A 16,583-nucleotide genomic window follows, 5' to 3' on the forward strand; every position below is an offset into this window, starting at 1 on the left:
CCCGGTCATCGACCGGGGGTTTTGCTTTGTTCTGGTGCCGGGTGCCGGGTGGCGGGGTTAGCCCTGAAGGGATTTGACCTCGACATCGCCCTCGGCTTGCGCCTTGATCGCCAAAGCGGCTGCATGGCTGGCGGCCGCTGTGGTGAAATAGGGGATCTTGTCATACAGCGCGATCGAGCGGATGGACTTACTATCCTCGACCGCTTGCGCGCCTTCGGTGGTGTTCATCAGCAGCTGTACCTGACCGTCCTTGAGCATATCGGCCACGTCGGGTCGGCCTTCATAGACCTTGTTCACCACGTCGCAGTCGACGCCTTGCTCTGCCAGCCAGGCTTGCGTGCCGCGCGTTGCAACCAGTGAGAAACCCTGTTCGGTCAGCACTTGCGCCGCCTCTAGCATTGCGGGTGTCTTGTCGGCATCCTTGATCGAGATAAATGCGCGGCCCTCAGACGGCAGAACCATACCAGCGCCCATCTGCGCCTTGAGGAAGGCACGCGGGAAGTCGCGGTCCCAGCCCATGACCTCGCCGGTCGAGCGCATTTCGGGGCCCAGAATGGTATCAACGCCGGGGAAGCGGGCGAAGGGCAGCACCGCCTCTTTCACCGAGAACCACGGCATGTCCGGGTCGGCCAACGTCATCTGGTCAGCAATCTTGGTGTCCTGACCTTCTTTGTACGCGGGGCGCATCGGGAAGGTCGAGAGCTTCTCACCAGCCATGATACGCGCCGCGATGGACGCAATCGCGCTGTCGGTCGCCTTGGCGACGAACGGCACGGTGCGTGAGGCGCGCGGGTTCACTTCGATCAGGTAGATCTCATCGTCCTTGATCGCGAACTGCACGTTCATCAGGCCCACGACGTTCAGCGCCTTGGCCAGTTTGAACGCCTGATCCTTGATCTGGTCGAGGATATCTTTGGACAGCGAGTAAGGCGGAAGTGAACAGGCCGAGTCGCCCGAATGCACACCGGCCTCTTCGATATGCTGCATAATGCCGGCCACATGCACATCAGCGCCGTCGCACAGCGCATCGACATCCAGTTCGACTGCGCCGGCCAGATAGCTGTCCAGCAGAACGGGGCTATCGCCCGAGACCACTACGGCCTCGTTAATATAACGTTTTAATTGCTCCATATCGCGCACGATCTCCATTGCGCGTCCGCCCAGCACGTAAGAAGGGCGGATCACCAGCGGGAAACCGATCTCGTCCGCGATCTCAAGCGCCTGTTCATCGGTCGAGGCGATGCCGTTCTTGGGCTGTTTCAAGCCCAATTCGTTGACCAGCGCTTGGAAGCGTTCGCGGTCTTCGGCAAGGTCGATGGCGTCGGGCGTGGTGCCAAGGATAGGAATGCCTTCGGCCTCAAGCGCGTTGGCCAGTTTCAGCGGGGTCTGACCGCCGAACTGAACGATCACACCGTGCAGCGTGCCGTTTTCCTGTTCCTTGGACAGGATTTCCATGACGTGTTCAAAGGTCACCGGCTCAAAGTACAGGCGGTCCGAGGTGTCATAGTCGGTGCTGACGGTCTCGGGGTTGCAGTTGACCATGATGGTCTCATAGCCCTGTTCGGTCAGCGCGAAACATGCGTGACAGCAGCAATAGTCGAACTCGATTCCCTGACCGATCCGGTTGGGACCACCGCCGAGGATGACAACCTTTTTACGGTCGCTTGGGCGGGCTTCGCATTCGACCTCGCCCATCATCGGGGCCTCATAGGTCGAGTACATATAGGGCGTCTGCGCCTCAAACTCGGCGGCGCAGGTGTCGATGCGTTTGAACACGGCGTGTACGCCCAGATTGCGCCGGGCGCGGCGGATATTGGCCTCGTCCCGGCCAGTCAGGTTGCCCAGACGCGCGTCGGTGAAGCCCAGCATTTTCAGCTTGCGGATGCCGTCCTCGGTGACGGGCAGGCCGTCTTTGCGCACCTGACGCTCGGCGTCGATGATCTCGCGGATGCGGGCAAGGAACCACGGGTCGAACTTGGTGACGCCGAATATCTCATCGTCGGTCAGACCATGGCGCATGGCCTGCGCGATGGTGCGCAGGCGATCCGGTGTCTGCTGGCTGATGGCCTTGATCACGGCGGCCTTGTCGTCAGCCTCATCCCACAAACCCACGTTGAGGCCGGGGATTTCAATCTCGTCAAAGCCGGTCAGGCCAGACTCCATCGAGGCCAGCGCCTTTTGCATCGATTCGTGGATAGTGCGGCCGATGGACATGGCCTCACCCACCGACTTCATCGCGGTGGTCAGGTATGGCTCGGAACCAGGGAATTTCTCGAACGCGAATTTCGGGATTTTGGTGACGACATAGTCGATGGTCGGCTCGAAAGACGCAGGCGTGACCTTGGTTATGTCATTGTCCAGCTCGTCCAGCGTGTAGCCCACGGCCAGTTTCGCGGCGATTTTCGCAATCGGGAAGCCGGTCGCCTTGGACGCCAGCGCAGACGAGCGCGACACGCGCGGGTTCATCTCGATCACGACCATGCGGCCATCGACGGGGTTGATCGCCCATTGCACGTTCGAGCCACCGGTCTCGACGCCGATCTCGCGCAGCACGGCAATCGAGTGGTTGCGCATGATCTGGTATTCTTTGTCGGTCAATGTCAGGGCAGGGGCCACGGTGATCGAGTCACCCGTGTGCACACCCATCGGATCGACGTTTTCGATGGAACAGACGATGATGGCATTGTCGGCGGTGTCACGCACCACCTCCATCTCATATTCTTTCCAGCCCAGCAGGCTTTCGTCGATCAGGATCTGACCCACGGGGGACGCATCCATGCCTGTGCGGCAGATATGAATGTAATCCTCGCGGTTATAGGCCACGCCGCCGCCGGTGCCGCCCAATGTAAAGGCGGGGCGGATGATGGCGGGCAGACCGACGGTCTCCAGTGTCTCAAGCGCCAGCGCTACGCCCGCGTCCAGATCTTTTTTGCCGTCCGCGTCCTTGGGGGCGGTTACAATCTCGGCTTTGGGGTTTTCGATGCCCAGCCTGTCCATCGCCTCGCGGAACAGTGCGCGGTCTTCGGCCATCTCGATGGCGTCACGCTTGGCACCGATCATCTCGACGCCGAACTTGTCCAGCACGCCCATCTCTTCCAGCGCCAGCGAAGTGTTCAGCCCGGTCTGTCCGCCCATGGTAGGAAGCAGGGCGTCGGGGCGCTCTTTCTCGATGATCTTGGCAACAACTTCGGGGGTGATCGGCTCGATATAGGTAGCGTCGGCCAGACCTGGGTCGGTCATGATCGTGGCGGGGTTCGAGTTCACCAGAATGACCCGGTAGCCTTCTTCGCGCAGCGCTTTACATGCCTGTGCGCCGGAATAGTCGAACTCGCATGCCTGACCGATGACAATGGGCCCCGCCCCGATGATCATGATCGACTTGATGTCGGTTCTTCTCGGCATGGCCACGTTCCTTCAATTGTTCGCGAGTCAGGGCACCCCCAAGCGCCCAAATTGTCCTGCGTTATAGGGACAGCGCGAAAAGGTTCAAGGGGTATCGGAAACAGGGGTGAAATTGCCGCTTTCCCCTCTTTCCCTCGGCACCGTATTCTCTATACCGCGCAGCACAGCAAATGAGGATGCAGGTGCGTATTCGTTTCGATCAGGGCCCGGCCGGGCAAGGGACCACTTTTGACTGGCCCACGCAGGTGATCTGCGCCGACCGCGCGGAGGACGTGCCCCACGCGTTGGAGGCGCTGGATTCCGCGCGCGCGGATGGTGCGTGGTTGGCCGGTTATGCCAGCTATGAGCTTGGTTATGCGCTGGAGTCGAGGTTGTCCGCGCGGATGCCCGAGGGCCGCCGCCTGCCATTGCTGTGCTTTGGCGTCTTTGACGCGCCAGCCCAAAGCGACCTGCCTGCGCCTGCGGGTGGAGTGACCGGTTTCGCGCCTCGCTGGGACGAAGCGCGTTATACGCGCGCCTTCAACCGAGTGCACGAGGCCATCGGCGCGGGCGATATCTATCAGGCAAACCTGACCTTTCCGATTGACCTGATGCTCGAAGGCGCCAGCGCTGCGCTTTATGCCGCACTGGCGGCAGGTCAGCCCGTGGGCCACGGCGCGCTTGTACAGCAGGACGGGTTGCCTGACTTGCTCAGCCGCTCGCCCGAGCTGTTTTTCCGTACCGATGGCGACCGTTTGATCGAAACGCGCCCGATGAAAGGTACCCAACCGCGCAGCGAAGACTTGGCCGAAGACGCCCGCCGCCGCGATTTCCTGTCGACCGATGCAAAGAACCGGGCCGAGAACCTGATGATCGTCGACCTGCTGCGCAACGATATCAGCCGTGTGGCGCTGCCCGGTTCGGTCAACGTGCCCGAACTGTTCAAGGTCGAAACCTACGCGACCGTGCATCAGATGATCTCGCTGGTGCAGGCGCAGCTGCATCTGGGGGCCGAGCTTTCGGACATTCTGATGGCGCTTTTCCCCTGCGGCTCGATCACCGGTGCGCCCAAAATCCGCGCGATGGAGATTCTGTCCGATCTCGAACCCTGGCCCCGCGACATCTATTGCGGTGCCATCGGCTGGGCCGCGCCGGATGGGCGGTCGGAATTTAACGTTGCCATCCGCACGCTGATGGTCGAGGGCGGCAAAGGCACACTGAATGTGGGCGGCGGCGTGGTCTGGGACAGCACCGCCCCATCCGAATATGAGGAGGCGCTATGGAAAGCCCGCTTCGCCCGCCAGATGATCCTGACTTCCGCCTGATCGAAACGCTGGCCTTCCGGCCGGGGCAGGGGTTTGTGCGCCGTGATCGCCATCTGGCCCGCATGGGTCGCTCCGCTGCGGCGCTAGGAGTGCCGTTTGATCGGGACCGAGCGATTGTCGCTTTGGAAGGTGTCGCGGGTCCATCCCCTCTGCGTTGTCGCCTGACGCTGGACGCAGCGGGCGCTGTAGAGGTGACGACCGGCGCACTGGCCGAGAACCCGCCGCTCTGGCGGGTGGCAATAGCGGATCAGCGTCTGCAGGCCTCGGATAAATGGTTGCAGCACAAGACAACGCAGCGCGCTTTGTACGATGACGCCCGCGCATCGCTGCCACCGGGGGTAGATGAGTTGCTGTTCCTGAACGAGCGCGATGAACTGTGTGAGGGCACGATCACCAACCTGTTTGTACACATGGCGGATGGCCGGCGATTGACACCTGCGTTGTTCAGCGGCGTCCTGCCTGGCATTCTGCGCGAAGAATTGCTGGATAATAAAGAGGTTACCGCGGCCCCGGTGACCTTGACCGATCTGCAAAACGCGGAAAAACTCTATGTCGGAAATTCTCTACGTGGTCTGATCCGGGCGGAGTTGGCAATACAGTGAGCAAACAAACCGATTGGGCCGAAAGTGCGGCACCGCTATTGCGGTTGCGGCTGGAGTTCTGTCTGTTTTTTGTTGCAGTACCGGTGTTGATCGCGGTGTTTTTCCCGCCGAACTGGATGTTTCCGTCGCTATTTACCTTTACGGCCATCGGCATCGTCCTGCTGCATTACACGCCGGGATTTGCGTGGGCAGAGCTTCGATACAACCCGTACAACTGGTCCTGGACCGAAGTCGCCATTTTCGCAATCTTGATGACCGGGCTCTGTGTGGCCGTGGTCATGATCGCCCGGCCCGAGGCGGCCTTTTTCCTGCTGCGCGAACGGCCGCAGATGCTGTTGGTGATCTGGATGTTCTATCCGATTGTCTCGGCCCTGCCGCAAGAGCTACTGTTTCGGTCGCTGTTCTTTCGCCGCTATCACGCGATCCTGCCCGGCGAACGCGCGGCCTATCTACTGAACGCCGCGCTGTTTTCACTGGCCCACCTGATGTACTGGAGCTGGATCGTCGCCATCATGACCTTTGCGGGCGGGCTGCTGTTTACCTGGGCCTATCGCAGGCGCGGTTCGTTTTTCTATGCGGTGCTGCTGCATGCGATTGCGGGCAATATCATCTTTGCGGTCGGTCTCGGCATCTATTTCTACTCGGGCAACGTGCAAAGGCCGTTTTGAGCGGGATACCTGCCTTGACTTTCGCGGCCCGACGGGGTGTATCGGCGCGACGAATTCTGCGCCCGAAGGGATATGATCCATGCACGCCTATCGCAGCCACACCTGCGCCGCTCTGACCGCCACCAATGTCGGTGAAACCGTCCGCCTGTCTGGCTGGGTGCATCGGGTCCGCGACCACGGTGGCGTGCTTTTCATCGACCTGCGCGATCACTTTGGTGTGACCCAAGTTCTGTGCGACGGCGACAGTGCCGCCTTTGCCGAGCTGGAAAAAGTACGCTCCGAATGGTGTATCCGCATCGACGGTACCGTCAAAGCGCGCGACCCGGAACTGGTGAACCCGAAACTGCCCACCGGTGAGGTTGAAGTCTACGTGCGCGAGCTAGAGGTGCTGGGCGCAGCCGACGAACTGCCGTTGATGGTGTTCGGTGATCAGGAATACCCTGAGGAAACCCGCCTGCGCTATCGCTATCTGGACCTGCGCCGCGAGGCGATGCAGCAGAACATGACCCTACGCTCGGACGTTGTTGCCTCGATGCGCCGCCGCATGTGGGATCAGGGCTTCCGCGAATATCAGACGCCGATCATCACGGCGTCCTCGCCCGAAGGCGCGCGTGACTTTCTGGTGCCCTCGCGCCTGCATCCGGGCAAGTTCTATGCGCTGCCGCAGGCCCCGCAGCAGTTCAAACAGCTGATCATGGTGTCGGGCTTCGACAAGTATTTCCAGATCGCGCCGTGCTTCCGCGATGAAGACCCGCGCGCTGACCGTTCGCCCACCGATTTCTACCAGCTGGACCTTGAGATGTCGTTTGTCGAACAGCAGGACGTGTTCGACACGATCCAGCCCGTTCTGACCGGTGTGTTCGAGGAATTCGGCGGTGGCCGCAAGGTCGATCAGGACTGGCCGCAGATTTCCTACAAGGACGCGGCGCTGTGGTACGGCTCCGACAAGCCCGACCTGCGGAACCCTATTAAAATGCAAGTGGTCTCCGACCACTTCCGCGGGTCTGGCTTCGCGATTTTCGCGAAGCTGTTGGAGCAGGACGGCACCGAAATCCGCGCCATCCCGGCGCCGACTGGTGGCAGCCGGAAATTCTGTGACCGCATGAACGCGTTTGCCCAGAAAGAGGGCCTGCCGGGGATGGGTTACATCTTCTGGCGCGATCAGGGCGAAGGGATGGAGGCTGCAGGTCCGCTGGCCAAGAACATCGGCCCCGAACGCACAGAAGCGATCCGTCAGCAGCTGGGTCTGGGTGTCGGCGATGCGGCGTTCTTCCTGGGCGGCAAGCCGAAAGCCTTTGAAAAGGTTGCGGGCAAGGCGCGTGATGTGATTGGTGAGGAACTTGGCCTGACCGAAAAAGACCGCTTTGCCTTTGCCTGGATCGTCGATTTCCCGATCTATGAGCAGGACGAAGAAACCGGCGCGATCGACTTTGAACATAACCCGTTCTCGATGCCGCAGGGCGGGATGGAGGCGCTGAACGGCAACCCTCTGGACGTGCGCGGCTATCAGTACGATCTGGCCTGCAACGGGTATGAGCTGGTCTCAGGTGCGATCAGGAACCACAAGCCCGAGATCATGTTGAAAGCTTTTGAGCTGGCAGGCTATGGTGCGGATGAGGTGAAATCTCGATTTGGTGCGTTGTTCAACGCCTTCCACTATGGCGCGCCGCCCCACGGTGGTTGTGCTGCAGGTATCGACCGGATCGTGATGTTGCTGGCGGATGAAGCCAACATCCGCGAAGTCATGATGTTCCCGATGAACCAGCGCGCCGAAGATTTGATGATGGACGCTCCGTCCGATCCAAGCTCGGATCAGTTGATGGAACTGGGACTGAGGATCATCCCGCAGGAATAACAAAAACCCGTCGCATCCTTTGCGGCGGGTTTTTTCTGTACGCCAAGCTATATCCGTCCGGTCTTTTCCAGCGGATCGCTGACCTCGTCGCGGGCTGCCCTAATATCGCGTGCTGCAAGTCTTGCCTGGCAATAAGCCCACAGGCAGACCAAACCTGCGGTTACAAAATAGGCGGTTGCCATCTCAGATGGCCTCGCGCTGTTCAAGTCGCGCCTGAACAATGCCGGCCACCTGAGCCGCAAGTGCCGTTACCGGAGTGCCACTCGCGCGTGACTCGGCAAGTTTGCTGGCAGCTTCAGCCAGAATCGTGTCTTCGGCATCGCGTGCAACGCCACGCAGGAATTGCGCCGCATAGTCCAAACTGCGGTGATCGTTCGGCCCGGCGAGAACATCAGCGATATGGGCCATATCGTCGTGATAGGCCATTGGATCCGGGTGTATAACTTCGTCCCGGACAGCGTGCAGACTGTGAGCGCGGCGGTCCGCGGGCAGACGCTCTAAAATCGACTTTTGAAAATAGGAAAGGGATTTTAGGGGTTTGGCCAGAAACCCATCGGCCCCTGCGGTTTGCGCATCCTTCTGTGCGTAGTCATCCCCGGACATACCCAGAATGGCACCGATCCGCGGCACAGCTTCGGTTAGTTCTGCGATCAAATCAGCGCCGGACCCGTCAGGCAGGCCCATATCGACCAGAATTACCGAGGGGCGATAAATCTGCAGGTGTCTTCGGGCCGATTTCAAGCAATCTGCGCGTCGAATACGCGCGCCAGAGTGCAAACACATCAGGCGTATCGCATCGCAGGCATAGCAGCTGTCTTCGACAACCAAAATCGTTTGACCCAGCAGCGGCCGCGTCGCCGTTGGCTGCGCGGGCGAGGTGAAGGGGTTCGAATCGTCCATGGCAGAACTCCTATTCAGCAGATGCCTTCAGGCTAGGAACTTCTGACTAACACGACGTTAACGGCAATTTGGCGCACTTGTTCTTTGCCCGGACACGCCCCATAACCGCTGCAACGCAGAGAACAGAGGAGAGTTCCATGATTGGTCGTCTGAACCACGTCGCCATCGCCGTGCCTGACCTAGAGGCCGCATCGGCTCAGTACCGCAACGCGCTGGGCGCCAAAGTCGGTGCACCGCAGGACGAGCCCGATCACGGGGTGACCGTTGTGTTCATCGAACTGCCAAACACCAAGATCGAACTGCTGTATCCGCTGGGCGATGACAGCCCGATCAACGGATTTCTGGAAAAGAATCCCGCTGGCGGCATCCACCATGTCTGCTATGAGGTCGAGGATATCATCGCGGCCCGTGATCATCTGAAGGAAACTGGCGCCCGCGTGCTGGGATCGGGCGAGCCCAAGATCGGGGCGCATGGCAAGCCGGTGCTGTTTCTGCACCCCAAGGACTTTAACGGCTGTCTGGTCGAGCTAGAACAGGTTTAACCAAAGCGAGGATGTCATGACCATTACTGCTGCACTCGTCCTGTTTGCCGTCATCTGGTTCATGACGTTGCTGATCGTGCTGCCGATCCGTATCAAGACGCAGGGGGATCTGAACGAGATCGTGCCGGGTACTCATGCGGGTGCGCCGGAAGTCCACCACATGAAAAAGAAGATGTGGATCACTACCGGAATTTCCGTGGTGCTGTGGGCGATTATTGCCGGGATCATCGTTTCCGGCGTGATCTCGGTCCGCGATTTCGACTGGCTGAACCAGTTGGAACCCAGGGGATAACTGTCAGGGCGTCGGCCCTGACAGTTTGTGATAGATGTGGGTGAATGTAGCCGCACCAATGATCGGAATCACAAGGTTCACTAGCGGTACTGACAGTGGGATGGCCATCAGTGTGCCGGCAAGCCAAATGGTTGACGTGTGTTTTGCGCGCAGCTTCCGCGCTTCTTCGCGCCCGATCCGGCGCATCGCGGCCAAAGTGAAATATTCCCGTCCGAGCAAGAAGCCATTCATGGCCCAAAAGATAAACGGAGCCAAAGGCGAAAAGATCACATACAGGATAAACGCCAGAAGGTTGGCCGCAATCAGCACGCCCATAAAGCTGAGCGCATCTCGGACACCGTCGCTAAACGGGATGCCGGGTACGGCGGGCAGCGTGGGATAATGCTTGTCTTCGACCGCCTGCGCGACCTCTTCGAGAAACATCGAAATGATGGCCGAGGCGACGGGCATCATCAAGAATACCGGCAGCACCAGAACGACAAAGATGCCCGAATAGTTCAGCACGTCGTTCAGCCATGAGACTGTACCGATCCAAGGCAACGAGATTTCACTGCTTGCCAACCAGTTAATCAACCAAATCGCCGCTGCGCAGCCCGCAATCAGAAGAATGATCGTTAACCCGACACCGCGCAAAAGGACCGAGCGGAACTTCGGGTCGCCGATCTGACCAAGCGCCGCGAAGAACGCGTTGAGGATCATCATTCGGACACCCATTCGGTCAGCGCGGCCACGTCGGGGCGAGGGCGTTCAGGCGGTGTGACAGATTCTGTGGCGATGTGGATAAAGCCTGCGATCCGTTCATTGTCCTTTAGACCCAAAGCTTCGCGGCAGAACTCGGGGTCATGCGATTGCCAGCCAGACAGCCAGTTTGCCCCCCAACCGGCCGCCAAAGCCGCGTTTAGCAAGCCAAGGCAAACCGTGCCTGCCGAATACGTTTGCTCGATTGAAGGCACCTTGTCAGACGGTTTTTGGACCTCAACCACAGCGACAGCCAACTGACCCATGTCGAATTGGCTGCGGGTCTTATTGATATCTTCCGGAGTTTTGCCCAAACGCTCGCCGCAGGTCTGTGTCAGGGCAGAAAGCCTGGGCATCGCGCCTTTCTCGATCACAATAAACCGCCACGGTTCCAGCTTGCCGTGATCGGGGCTGCGGGCGGCGGCTGTCAGCAAAGGCAACAGCTCTTCGCGGGTCGGGGCAGGGGCGACCAGCGTCTTTGCGGGCCGGGACCGGCGCGTTTGCAGAAACTCAAGGGCGGCCGGGTTCTTCAAGGACATATGTTAACTTCCTTCACATAGGCAGATTGTATCTGGTTGAGCATCTGGCAGGTTTCAAGAGCAAACGGCTGGACTGCGAGGATCATTTCCATCTCACGCCATAGGGTGCAAGGGTGTTTGGGGACAGGAGGTCCGCATGGCAAAGCCAAAACTGCGAAACGTGCCGGATTTAACCGGCATTGCTCTTCCGGGGGCAGAGATCAACGTGAAGGTAACACCCAAAGCTGCCTTGGACCGGATCACGCTTGATGGCGGTTTAATTCGCGTCTACGTTACCGCCCCGCCCGCCGAAGGTAAGGCCAACGACGCAGTGCGCCGGGTTCTTGCGATTGCGTTAGGCGTTCCGGCGACTTCACTGAAACTACGGCGGGGGCAGACATCACGGGATAAGCTGTTTGTCTATGACCCTTGATCCGGTGTCTCGTGGATTTGGTAAACCCCCTCGGGCAGGTCAAGGGCAGCAGCCAGATCGCGAACCTGCTCGGGCGATAGTGTGATTTTCTGCACTGTGTCGGTCCGTGGATCCAGTTGTTCCAGCGTGACGCATTCGGCAAAATTGTTGATGATTACGTCCTCCTGCAAAGGCTTTTGGCCCTCGTCCACCAGAGTAATCACTGTCGAGTCGAATTCATGCTCAATCGAAAACATGTGATCAGATTGCCGGGCGTTTAACGCCATTGCAACCCGTTCAAACGCATTCAACCAGTGGCGGTCTTATTCTGGGCACGCTATGGTCGAAAAAAGCGGCAGGACCGTTTAAAGGGATGATGAATGCGCCGTCTGATTGTTTTGATTTTACCTGTGGTGTTGGCAGCTTGCACAGCCAATACGCTGCGTGTTCAACCCGTTGAAGAATGGCAACAGGATTCTGCCGGTTTTGCGGTTCAGGCAACCGCTTTTCAGGAAATCAGCCGGAGGGTGGGCCGACAGGCTCGCAGTGAATGCTTGAAACGGGAGGGTGTCAGGAATTGCGACTTTACCATTGTTGTTGACCTGAACCCCAAAGCCCCCGCAAATGCCTTTCAAACGCTGGACGATAAGGATCAGCCGGTAATCATCTTTACAAGGGCCATGATTCAGTCGGCTGAGAATGCGGATGAATTGGCCTTTGTTATGGGGCATGAGGCCGCCCATCACATCCTGCGGCACATTCCCCGGCAATCGGTGAATGCACGCGAAAGTGCTGCCATTTTTGGTGAACTGGCCCGGCTTGGCGGGGCGCAAGGTGCAGATGTGGAAGAGGCGCAGAAGCTAGGTGCTCAGGTCGGGGCGCAAGTCTATATCAAGGACTTCGAGCTCGAGGCCGACGCGCTTGGTACCGTTATCACTTACAAGGCAGGTTATAACCCACTTGTTGGGGCCAAGTACTTCGATCGCATTCTAGACCCCGAAGACAGTTTTCTAAGCACTCATCCGCCCAATGCAAAACGGGTTCAGGTTGTGGTGGATACAGCGCGCCAGCTTGGGTTGACGCAATGACCGGGTTGAAATGCTTGGGGGTTGTTCTGACCGACCGGGGATCAAAATACGCCGTGTCGGGCGCTCCGGTCGCATCGCGGGCCGATGTGGAAGCCGTTTTGAAGACGCTGAAATCGGATAAGAGTTATGCCAAGGCAACGCACAACACTTGGGCTGCGACACTGCCGACGGGTGCGTTAAAGGCGGATGACGGTGAAGCCGGGGCTGCCATGGTTATTCTGCGGATGATGGAACGTGCGGCTCTGGACGGGCACGTTATCATCGTAACGCGTTGGTATGGTGGTAAAAAACTGGGCGGAGACCGGTTCCGCCGCGTTCAGGATGCAACACGAGCCTATCTGGACCAGATCGTTGCAGAGTGTTGACCTGAGTCAAGGGCGTCGCAGCAGCTTTCGGATACTCTGATCAAAACGTGTCAGGGAAAGGATGCCGAATGCCCAGCCGAGAAACGTTGAAGCAGCACGCAAGTCTGGTTGATCGAATGGCAACGCGGGTCGGTATCGACCTTGAAGATGCGGCGATCCGGGGGGATGTGTCGATCGATCAGATATCAGAGGCGGTGCTGCGCTGCGCGGAATGCGGAAATCCCGGACACTGCAAAACCCTAATGGAGCAAGACGCGACATTGCCGTCGGCACCAGAATATTGCCGCAATAAGGATCTGTTTTCTCAACTGGTCTCGTCGGTGGCTATGTCATGCAAAAATTAGGGAACGTTATGACTCATCTGCGGCTGGTGCTGCGTATGGGAAAGGCGACAGGCACAGATGTGACTTCGGCTCATCGACAAGGGCGTCTTAGTCAGCAGGATTGGGCAAGAATGGTGAGATCCTGTCAGGGATGCAATTGGGCCGAACGATGCCCAGACTGGCTGTCTGATGCCCAAAATGCGGTATGCGCGCCGCAGACCTGCCCAAACCGAGAGCGGTTTGCAGAACTAAAGGTGCAACAAATGCAGGAGACCCAATAATGCGGGACGTTCTAGGCGAAGTGGAGATGCATTTCTGGCTTACGCGGTCTATGGCCAGATGTATCGACTTATCGCTGTCGGAGGCAATGGCAGAGGGCAGGCTCAGTGCAGATGATTACGCGACTATGGTGACGCGATGCAGGGCCTCGAAATGCAGCGGTCAATGCGCCGGATGGCTTGCGGACCAGCAAGCAGGGGCCGACAAGGCCCCCGGCTTTTGCGCCAATGCCGAGACTTTGAACGCCTTGAAGGCTTAGAGCTTTGAATGGGATCCGTCGCAAAGCGGCGGATTAGCGCTGTGTTTGCATCCGCAAAAAAACACCTTCTTGGTGCTTTCAGCGGTGTATTTGACTGGCTCAATACCGCTGCCCTTGTGAGACCCATCGCAAAACGGCTGGCGCTTCGACTGTCCGCACGCACACCAGAAGTAGTTTTTGCCCTCGGTCACCTCGACCGGGTATGGGGCTTTCTGAGCGATAATTGGCTCATCTGACATTTGGCTGCTCCTTTTCTTGGCGTGTGTTGTCCGATGGTTCTAGTTCAAATCCTTTGAAACTCTAGCAACGGTCGGATATTCCGCCACAACGGCGTAGAATTGCTGGCCTCACATTTTTGTGATCGGATTTGTTGCAAATTTGCCAGCGAAGTCGTATTTTGAGACTGGCCCCGAATTTCTGGGGAATATCAGGAAATTAATAAAGGAATGACGGACATGAAATTGAAATTCGCTACAGTTGGCGCGTTTGCATTGATCTTGGGCGCGTGTTCGCAACAGGAAGAACCGGCACCGGTTTATATCACTCCTGAATACGACAAGGTTGGAAACCCAAGCTGCCCTGCGGGTACTCAGCTGGCAACGACCGAAGCAGGTCAGACAGTTTGTGACCCCGTCGCACAATAACCATATCGCGGGCGACCTTCGCAGGGTCGCCCGTTTCCGGAAACGTGCCGCCCTTTGGGCGGTTTTTTCTTGCCTGCAGCCCCCGGATTGAGGTTTTGTCCGCTCTACTGTTATGCAGAGGGCGCATGAAAAACTTTCTGATCCGATTAAAACACCGCACAGTCTGGAGTTGGCAAGGACTGGCCGCCACGTGGCGCGACGAGTATTCGTTTCGTGTTTGGGGCTGGGCTAATCTCATTTCTGCTGGGCTTGCGGTTGCTTTGCCTCTTACAGGCAGTCTGCGCGCGCTAATCATCGTGCTGGGCATATTGGTTATGGTCGCCGAGCTGTTCAACACGGCGATCGAACGGGCTGTGGATCACACATCCACCGACCACAGCATATTGGCTGGTCAAGCCAAGGACGCCGCCAGCGCGGCGGTTGCGCTGACAGCCGTTGCCGCCGGGGTTGTATGGGTTATTGGCCTGATCACACTGATCTGACGCGGGCTATTTGATTCGATATCTTGCAAACCCGCGATGGAATTTATGATGTCGAAACCCATGGCGTCGCGGCGTATAGTATTTATAGTATTTCTTTTTGTGCCGCTTGAACGACGAGCGATGGTGCTTTTTTACCGGTTTCGCGTGATGTAATTTTGCTTTTGCAGCAGGTTTATGCACTTTCGGCGCGATAAAATGCCGATGTACCCGCGCTTTTCCGCGATGCGAAATGCCGAAGGATTTCACCCCGGAAAGCGTAACTTTGGCCGAACTGCCATGTCGGTGGTCAGCGGCGGCAGGGGCCGCAATCAGTTGAGCGGCAAGCACCGCCACTGCTAATTTCGCCGCGAAGGGACGCAGTGTAGTCATGATAACCCTCCTTCTTGCGTGTTGAGGTCTCATGTCTATGTGGGGCGCCGAGTGGTTGATCTCCAATAAACTCGGCTCACGCTTCGACTATAATCAGTGACCGATCAGGCCAGTTTGCCCCAGAGATCGTATTCCCCCGCTTCATCCACTTCGACCGAGACAATATCGCCGGGTTTGAGATCCGCGAACTCTTCATCAATGAACAAATTGCCATCGATCTCGGGCGCGTCGGCCTTGGTGCGGCAGGTGGCGGCCTCGTCATCGACCTCATCCACGATCACGTCCAGCGTTTGTCCAACCTTTGCGGCAAGCTTTGCCTCGGATATCGCTTGCGCCTTTTCCATGAAGCGTTCCCAGCGGTCCTGTTTGACCTCGGCCGGGACATGATCAGGCAGATCGTTCGAGCGCGCCCCGTCCACGTTTTCGTACTGAAAGCAGCCAACGCGATCCAGCTGCGCCTCGTCCATCCAATCCAGCAAAGTCTGGAACTCGGCCTCGGTCTCACCGGGATAGCCGACGATAAAGGTCGAGCGCAGGGTGATATCGGGGCAGGTCGCGCGCCACGCGGCGATTTCGTCTAGCGTTTTGGCCGCCGCCGCCGGGCGTGCCATACGTTTCAGAACGTCTGGATGGGCGTGTTGGAATGGAATATCCAGATAAGGCAGCACGTTGCAGCCCGCATCTGCCATCAGCGGGATCAACTCGCGCACATGCGGATAGGGATAGACGTAGTGCAGGCGTACCCAGGCATCGAATTGCCCCAGCTCGCGCGCCAGATCGGTGATGTGGCTGCGGACCTCGCGATCTTTCCACGGGTTCACGTCATATTTGCGGTCCAACCCATAGGCCGACGTGTCCTGAGAGATCACCAGCAGCTCGCGCACGCCATTGTCGACCAGCTTTTCGGCCTCGCGCAGCACCGCGTGGGCCGGGCGGCTGGCCAGCTTACCGCGCATGTCGGGGATAATGCAGAACTTGCACTTGTGGTTACAGCCCTCGGATATTTTCAGATAGCTGTAATGGCGCGGGGTCAATTGCACGCTGGCGGCGGGCAGCAGGTCTACGAACGGATCGGGATCTGGTGGAACCGCCTGATGCACGGCGTCCAGCACCTGTTCATACTGATGTGGCCCGGTGACGGCCATGATGCGCGGATGATGCTCGCGGATGTAATCCGGCTCGGCACCCAGACAGCCCGTGACGATAACCTTGCCGTTTTCGACCAGAGCTTCTCCGATTGCGTCCAGTGATTCTGCTTTGGCGCTGTCAAGGAACCCGCAGGTGTTCACGATCACGGCATCCGCCCCTGAATAGTCCGGAGAAATACCGTACCCTTCCGCCCGCAGACGGGTCAGGATGCGTTCACTGTCCACCAAAGCCTTGGGGCAACCCAGCGACACCATACCAATGGTCGGCTGGTTCGCGCGGGGCGCTTCGGTGATCCGGGCGGCAGGCGCCAGGTCGGGGCGGAGGTTCGGCGGGTTTGTACTCATGGCGCGGCATATAGTGGGGAACGCTTCCCCTTGCAAATGCACTGAAGG

Annotated in this window: 23 protein-coding genes; 14 read left to right on the forward strand and 9 right to left on the reverse strand. The window is 58.5% G+C overall.

Going from position 1 to position 16,583, the window contains the following annotated elements:
• Window positions 1-57: 57 nt before the first annotated feature.
• The gene (gene carB / locus ACR0DX_RS07515) at window positions 58-3,402 is read right to left on the reverse strand and encodes a carbamoyl-phosphate synthase large subunit (RefSeq protein WP_170352370.1); all 3,345 of its coding nucleotides are present in this window, start codon (window positions 3,400-3,402) and stop codon (window positions 58-60) included.
• Between the two features lie 176 nt (window positions 3,403-3,578).
• Between carB and ACR0DX_RS07520 the strand changes: the two genes are divergently transcribed.
• The 4 genes from ACR0DX_RS07520 to aspS all read left to right on the forward strand — a co-directional run bounded on the left by ACR0DX_RS07520 (window position 3,579) and on the right by aspS (window position 7,831).
• Complete coding sequence (locus ACR0DX_RS07520; RefSeq protein ID WP_170353115.1) at window positions 3,579-4,706, forward strand: aminodeoxychorismate synthase component I; 1,128 nt, start codon at window positions 3,579-3,581, stop codon at window positions 4,704-4,706.
• The gene (locus ACR0DX_RS07525) at window positions 4,661-5,308 is read left to right on the forward strand and encodes an aminotransferase class IV family protein (protein WP_170352371.1); all 648 of its coding nucleotides are present in this window, start codon (window positions 4,661-4,663) and stop codon (window positions 5,306-5,308) included. The genes ACR0DX_RS07520 and ACR0DX_RS07525 overlap by 46 nt, the downstream gene beginning before the upstream one ends.
• Window positions 5,305-5,976, forward strand: coding sequence for a CPBP family intramembrane glutamic endopeptidase (locus ACR0DX_RS07530; RefSeq protein ID WP_170352372.1), 672 nt, complete (start codon window positions 5,305-5,307; stop codon window positions 5,974-5,976). Before ACR0DX_RS07525 ends, ACR0DX_RS07530 begins: the two co-directional genes overlap by 4 nt.
• A gap of 79 nt (window positions 5,977-6,055) precedes the next feature.
• Complete coding sequence (gene aspS / locus ACR0DX_RS07535) at window positions 6,056-7,831, forward strand: aspartate--tRNA ligase (RefSeq protein ID WP_170352373.1); 1,776 nt, start codon at window positions 6,056-6,058, stop codon at window positions 7,829-7,831.
• Window positions 7,832-7,878: 47 nt separating this feature from the next.
• Here the strand turns inward: aspS and ACR0DX_RS07540 are convergent, their stop codons facing one another.
• Together ACR0DX_RS07540 and ACR0DX_RS07545 are read right to left on the reverse strand one after the other, a co-directional pair.
• Window positions 7,879-8,013, reverse strand: coding sequence for a hypothetical protein (locus tag ACR0DX_RS07540; RefSeq protein ID WP_480845665.1), 135 nt, complete (start codon window positions 8,011-8,013; stop codon window positions 7,879-7,881).
• Between the two features lies 1 nt (window position 8,014).
• The gene (locus tag ACR0DX_RS07545) at window positions 8,015-8,731 is read right to left on the reverse strand and encodes a response regulator (protein WP_170352374.1); all 717 of its coding nucleotides are present in this window, start codon (window positions 8,729-8,731) and stop codon (window positions 8,015-8,017) included.
• Window positions 8,732-8,868: 137 nt separating this feature from the next.
• Between ACR0DX_RS07545 and mce the strand changes: the two genes are divergently transcribed.
• Both mce and ACR0DX_RS07555 read left to right on the forward strand, forming a co-directional pair.
• The gene (gene mce, locus ACR0DX_RS07550; RefSeq protein ID WP_170352375.1) at window positions 8,869-9,273 is read left to right on the forward strand and encodes a methylmalonyl-CoA epimerase; all 405 of its coding nucleotides are present in this window, start codon (window positions 8,869-8,871) and stop codon (window positions 9,271-9,273) included.
• A 16-nt stretch (window positions 9,274-9,289) separates the two neighbouring features.
• Entirely contained in the window at window positions 9,290-9,565 is a 276-nt protein-coding gene (locus tag ACR0DX_RS07555) for a DUF1467 family protein (RefSeq protein ID WP_170352376.1), read from the forward strand.
• A gap of 3 nt (window positions 9,566-9,568) precedes the next feature.
• On the opposite strand, the gene ACR0DX_RS07560 is transcribed toward ACR0DX_RS07555, so the two are convergent.
• Both ACR0DX_RS07560 and ACR0DX_RS07565 read right to left on the reverse strand, forming a co-directional pair.
• Window positions 9,569-10,264 (reverse strand): EI24 domain-containing protein, encoded by a 696-nt coding sequence (locus tag ACR0DX_RS07560; RefSeq protein WP_170724353.1) that lies wholly within the window; start codon window positions 10,262-10,264, stop codon window positions 9,569-9,571.
• A complete protein-coding gene (locus ACR0DX_RS07565) occupies window positions 10,264-10,842 on the reverse strand; it encodes a nitroreductase family protein (RefSeq protein WP_170352377.1) in 579 nt (192 codons plus the stop codon). The genes ACR0DX_RS07560 and ACR0DX_RS07565 overlap by 1 nt, the downstream gene beginning before the upstream one ends.
• 136 nt (window positions 10,843-10,978) lie before the next feature.
• Between ACR0DX_RS07565 and ACR0DX_RS07570 the strand changes: the two genes are divergently transcribed.
• Window positions 10,979-11,254 carry a DUF167 domain-containing protein gene (locus ACR0DX_RS07570; RefSeq protein ID WP_170352378.1) on the forward strand — a complete coding sequence of 92 codons (276 nt, stop codon included), beginning with the start codon at window positions 10,979-10,981 and terminating at the stop codon, window positions 11,252-11,254.
• On the opposite strand, the gene ACR0DX_RS07575 is transcribed toward ACR0DX_RS07570, so the two are convergent.
• On the reverse strand, window positions 11,242-11,490 hold the full coding sequence (locus tag ACR0DX_RS07575; RefSeq protein WP_170352379.1) for a hypothetical protein: 249 nt from the start codon (window positions 11,488-11,490) through the stop codon (window positions 11,242-11,244). The two genes, ACR0DX_RS07570 and ACR0DX_RS07575, sit on opposite strands and share 13 nt — an antisense overlap.
• A gap of 123 nt (window positions 11,491-11,613) precedes the next feature.
• Here ACR0DX_RS07575 and ACR0DX_RS07580 point away from each other — a divergent pair, with 123 nt between their 5' ends.
• The 5 genes from ACR0DX_RS07580 (at window position 11,614) to ACR0DX_RS07600 (ending at window position 13,547) form a co-directional block, all read left to right on the forward strand.
• Window positions 11,614-12,321, forward strand: coding sequence for a M48 family metallopeptidase (locus tag ACR0DX_RS07580; RefSeq protein ID WP_480845670.1), 708 nt, complete (start codon window positions 11,614-11,616; stop codon window positions 12,319-12,321).
• Complete coding sequence (locus ACR0DX_RS07585; RefSeq protein ID WP_170352381.1) at window positions 12,318-12,686, forward strand: YigZ family protein; 369 nt, start codon at window positions 12,318-12,320, stop codon at window positions 12,684-12,686. Before ACR0DX_RS07580 ends, ACR0DX_RS07585 begins: the two co-directional genes overlap by 4 nt.
• A gap of 68 nt (window positions 12,687-12,754) precedes the next feature.
• A complete protein-coding gene (locus ACR0DX_RS07590; protein ID WP_170352382.1) occupies window positions 12,755-13,030 on the forward strand; it encodes a DUF6455 family protein in 276 nt (91 codons plus the stop codon).
• A 35-nt stretch (window positions 13,031-13,065) separates the two neighbouring features.
• Entirely contained in the window at window positions 13,066-13,290 is a 225-nt protein-coding gene (locus ACR0DX_RS07595) for a DUF6455 family protein (protein ID WP_353393907.1), read from the forward strand.
• Window positions 13,290-13,547, forward strand: coding sequence for a DUF6455 family protein (locus tag ACR0DX_RS07600; protein ID WP_170352383.1), 258 nt, complete (start codon window positions 13,290-13,292; stop codon window positions 13,545-13,547). The genes ACR0DX_RS07595 and ACR0DX_RS07600 overlap by 1 nt, the downstream gene beginning before the upstream one ends.
• Here ACR0DX_RS07600 and ACR0DX_RS07605 read toward each other — a convergent pair.
• Window positions 13,544-13,786, reverse strand: coding sequence for a CDGSH iron-sulfur domain-containing protein (locus ACR0DX_RS07605; protein ID WP_170352384.1), 243 nt, complete (start codon window positions 13,784-13,786; stop codon window positions 13,544-13,546). The two genes, ACR0DX_RS07600 and ACR0DX_RS07605, sit on opposite strands and share 4 nt — an antisense overlap.
• A 216-nt stretch (window positions 13,787-14,002) precedes the next feature.
• Between ACR0DX_RS07605 and ACR0DX_RS07610 the strand changes: the two genes are divergently transcribed.
• The gene (locus tag ACR0DX_RS07610; protein ID WP_170352385.1) at window positions 14,003-14,191 is read left to right on the forward strand and encodes a hypothetical protein; all 189 of its coding nucleotides are present in this window, start codon (window positions 14,003-14,005) and stop codon (window positions 14,189-14,191) included.
• 125 nt (window positions 14,192-14,316) lie between these two features.
• The gene (locus tag ACR0DX_RS07615; protein WP_170352386.1) at window positions 14,317-14,673 is read left to right on the forward strand and encodes a diacylglycerol kinase; all 357 of its coding nucleotides are present in this window, start codon (window positions 14,317-14,319) and stop codon (window positions 14,671-14,673) included.
• A gap of 6 nt (window positions 14,674-14,679) precedes the next feature.
• Here the strand turns inward: ACR0DX_RS07615 and ACR0DX_RS07620 are convergent, their stop codons facing one another.
• Both ACR0DX_RS07620 and rimO read right to left on the reverse strand, forming a co-directional pair.
• Window positions 14,680-15,042: a hypothetical protein gene (locus ACR0DX_RS07620; protein WP_480845674.1), complete on the reverse strand. Its 363-nt coding sequence runs from the start codon at window positions 15,040-15,042 to the stop codon at window positions 14,680-14,682.
• Between the two features lie 104 nt (window positions 15,043-15,146).
• Window positions 15,147-16,535 (reverse strand): 30S ribosomal protein S12 methylthiotransferase RimO, encoded by a 1,389-nt coding sequence (rimO, locus tag ACR0DX_RS07625; protein WP_170352388.1) that lies wholly within the window; start codon window positions 16,533-16,535, stop codon window positions 15,147-15,149.
• Window positions 16,536-16,583 lie beyond the last annotated feature (48 nt).

This window comes from Ruegeria sp. D3, from assembly GCF_056534465.1.

Coding starts and splice junctions, on each gene's coding strand:
- ACR0DX_RS07555 (WP_170352376.1), top strand. CDS start 9,290: ATGACCATTACTGCTGCACTCGTCCTGTTTGCCGTCATCTGGTTCATG.
- ACR0DX_RS07600 (WP_170352383.1), top strand. CDS start 13,290: ATGCGGGACGTTCTAGGCGAAGTGGAGATGCATTTCTGGCTTACGCGG.
- ACR0DX_RS07520 (WP_170353115.1), top strand. CDS start 3,579: ATGCAGGTGCGTATTCGTTTCGATCAGGGCCCGGCCGGGCAAGGGACC.
- ACR0DX_RS07590 (WP_170352382.1), top strand. CDS start 12,755: ATGCCCAGCCGAGAAACGTTGAAGCAGCACGCAAGTCTGGTTGATCGA.
- ACR0DX_RS07560 (WP_170724353.1), bottom strand. CDS start 10,264: ATGATCCTCAACGCGTTCTTCGCGGCGCTTGGTCAGATCGGCGACCCG.
- ACR0DX_RS07545 (WP_170352374.1), bottom strand. CDS start 8,731: ATGGACGATTCGAACCCCTTCACCTCGCCCGCGCAGCCAACGGCGACG.
- mce (WP_170352375.1), top strand. CDS start 8,869: ATGATTGGTCGTCTGAACCACGTCGCCATCGCCGTGCCTGACCTAGAG.
- ACR0DX_RS07570 (WP_170352378.1), top strand. CDS start 10,979: ATGGCAAAGCCAAAACTGCGAAACGTGCCGGATTTAACCGGCATTGCT.
- rimO (WP_170352388.1), bottom strand. CDS start 16,535: ATGAGTACAAACCCGCCGAACCTCCGCCCCGACCTGGCGCCTGCCGCC.
- aspS (WP_170352373.1), top strand. CDS start 6,056: ATGCACGCCTATCGCAGCCACACCTGCGCCGCTCTGACCGCCACCAAT.
- ACR0DX_RS07565 (WP_170352377.1), bottom strand. CDS start 10,842: ATGTCCTTGAAGAACCCGGCCGCCCTTGAGTTTCTGCAAACGCGCCGG.
- carB (WP_170352370.1), bottom strand. CDS start 3,402: ATGCCGAGAAGAACCGACATCAAGTCGATCATGATCATCGGGGCGGGG.
- ACR0DX_RS07585 (WP_170352381.1), top strand. CDS start 12,318: ATGACCGGGTTGAAATGCTTGGGGGTTGTTCTGACCGACCGGGGATCA.
- ACR0DX_RS07610 (WP_170352385.1), top strand. CDS start 14,003: ATGAAATTGAAATTCGCTACAGTTGGCGCGTTTGCATTGATCTTGGGC.
- ACR0DX_RS07540 (WP_480845665.1), bottom strand. CDS start 8,013: ATGGCAACCGCCTATTTTGTAACCGCAGGTTTGGTCTGCCTGTGGGCT.
- ACR0DX_RS07605 (WP_170352384.1), bottom strand. CDS start 13,786: ATGTCAGATGAGCCAATTATCGCTCAGAAAGCCCCATACCCGGTCGAG.
- ACR0DX_RS07580 (WP_480845670.1), top strand. CDS start 11,614: ATGCGCCGTCTGATTGTTTTGATTTTACCTGTGGTGTTGGCAGCTTGC.
- ACR0DX_RS07615 (WP_170352386.1), top strand. CDS start 14,317: ATGAAAAACTTTCTGATCCGATTAAAACACCGCACAGTCTGGAGTTGG.
- ACR0DX_RS07525 (WP_170352371.1), top strand. CDS start 4,661: ATGGAAAGCCCGCTTCGCCCGCCAGATGATCCTGACTTCCGCCTGATC.
- ACR0DX_RS07595 (WP_353393907.1), top strand. CDS start 13,066: ATGGGAAAGGCGACAGGCACAGATGTGACTTCGGCTCATCGACAAGGG.
- ACR0DX_RS07575 (WP_170352379.1), bottom strand. CDS start 11,490: ATGTTTTCGATTGAGCATGAATTCGACTCGACAGTGATTACTCTGGTG.
- ACR0DX_RS07620 (WP_480845674.1), bottom strand. CDS start 15,042: ATGACTACACTGCGTCCCTTCGCGGCGAAATTAGCAGTGGCGGTGCTT.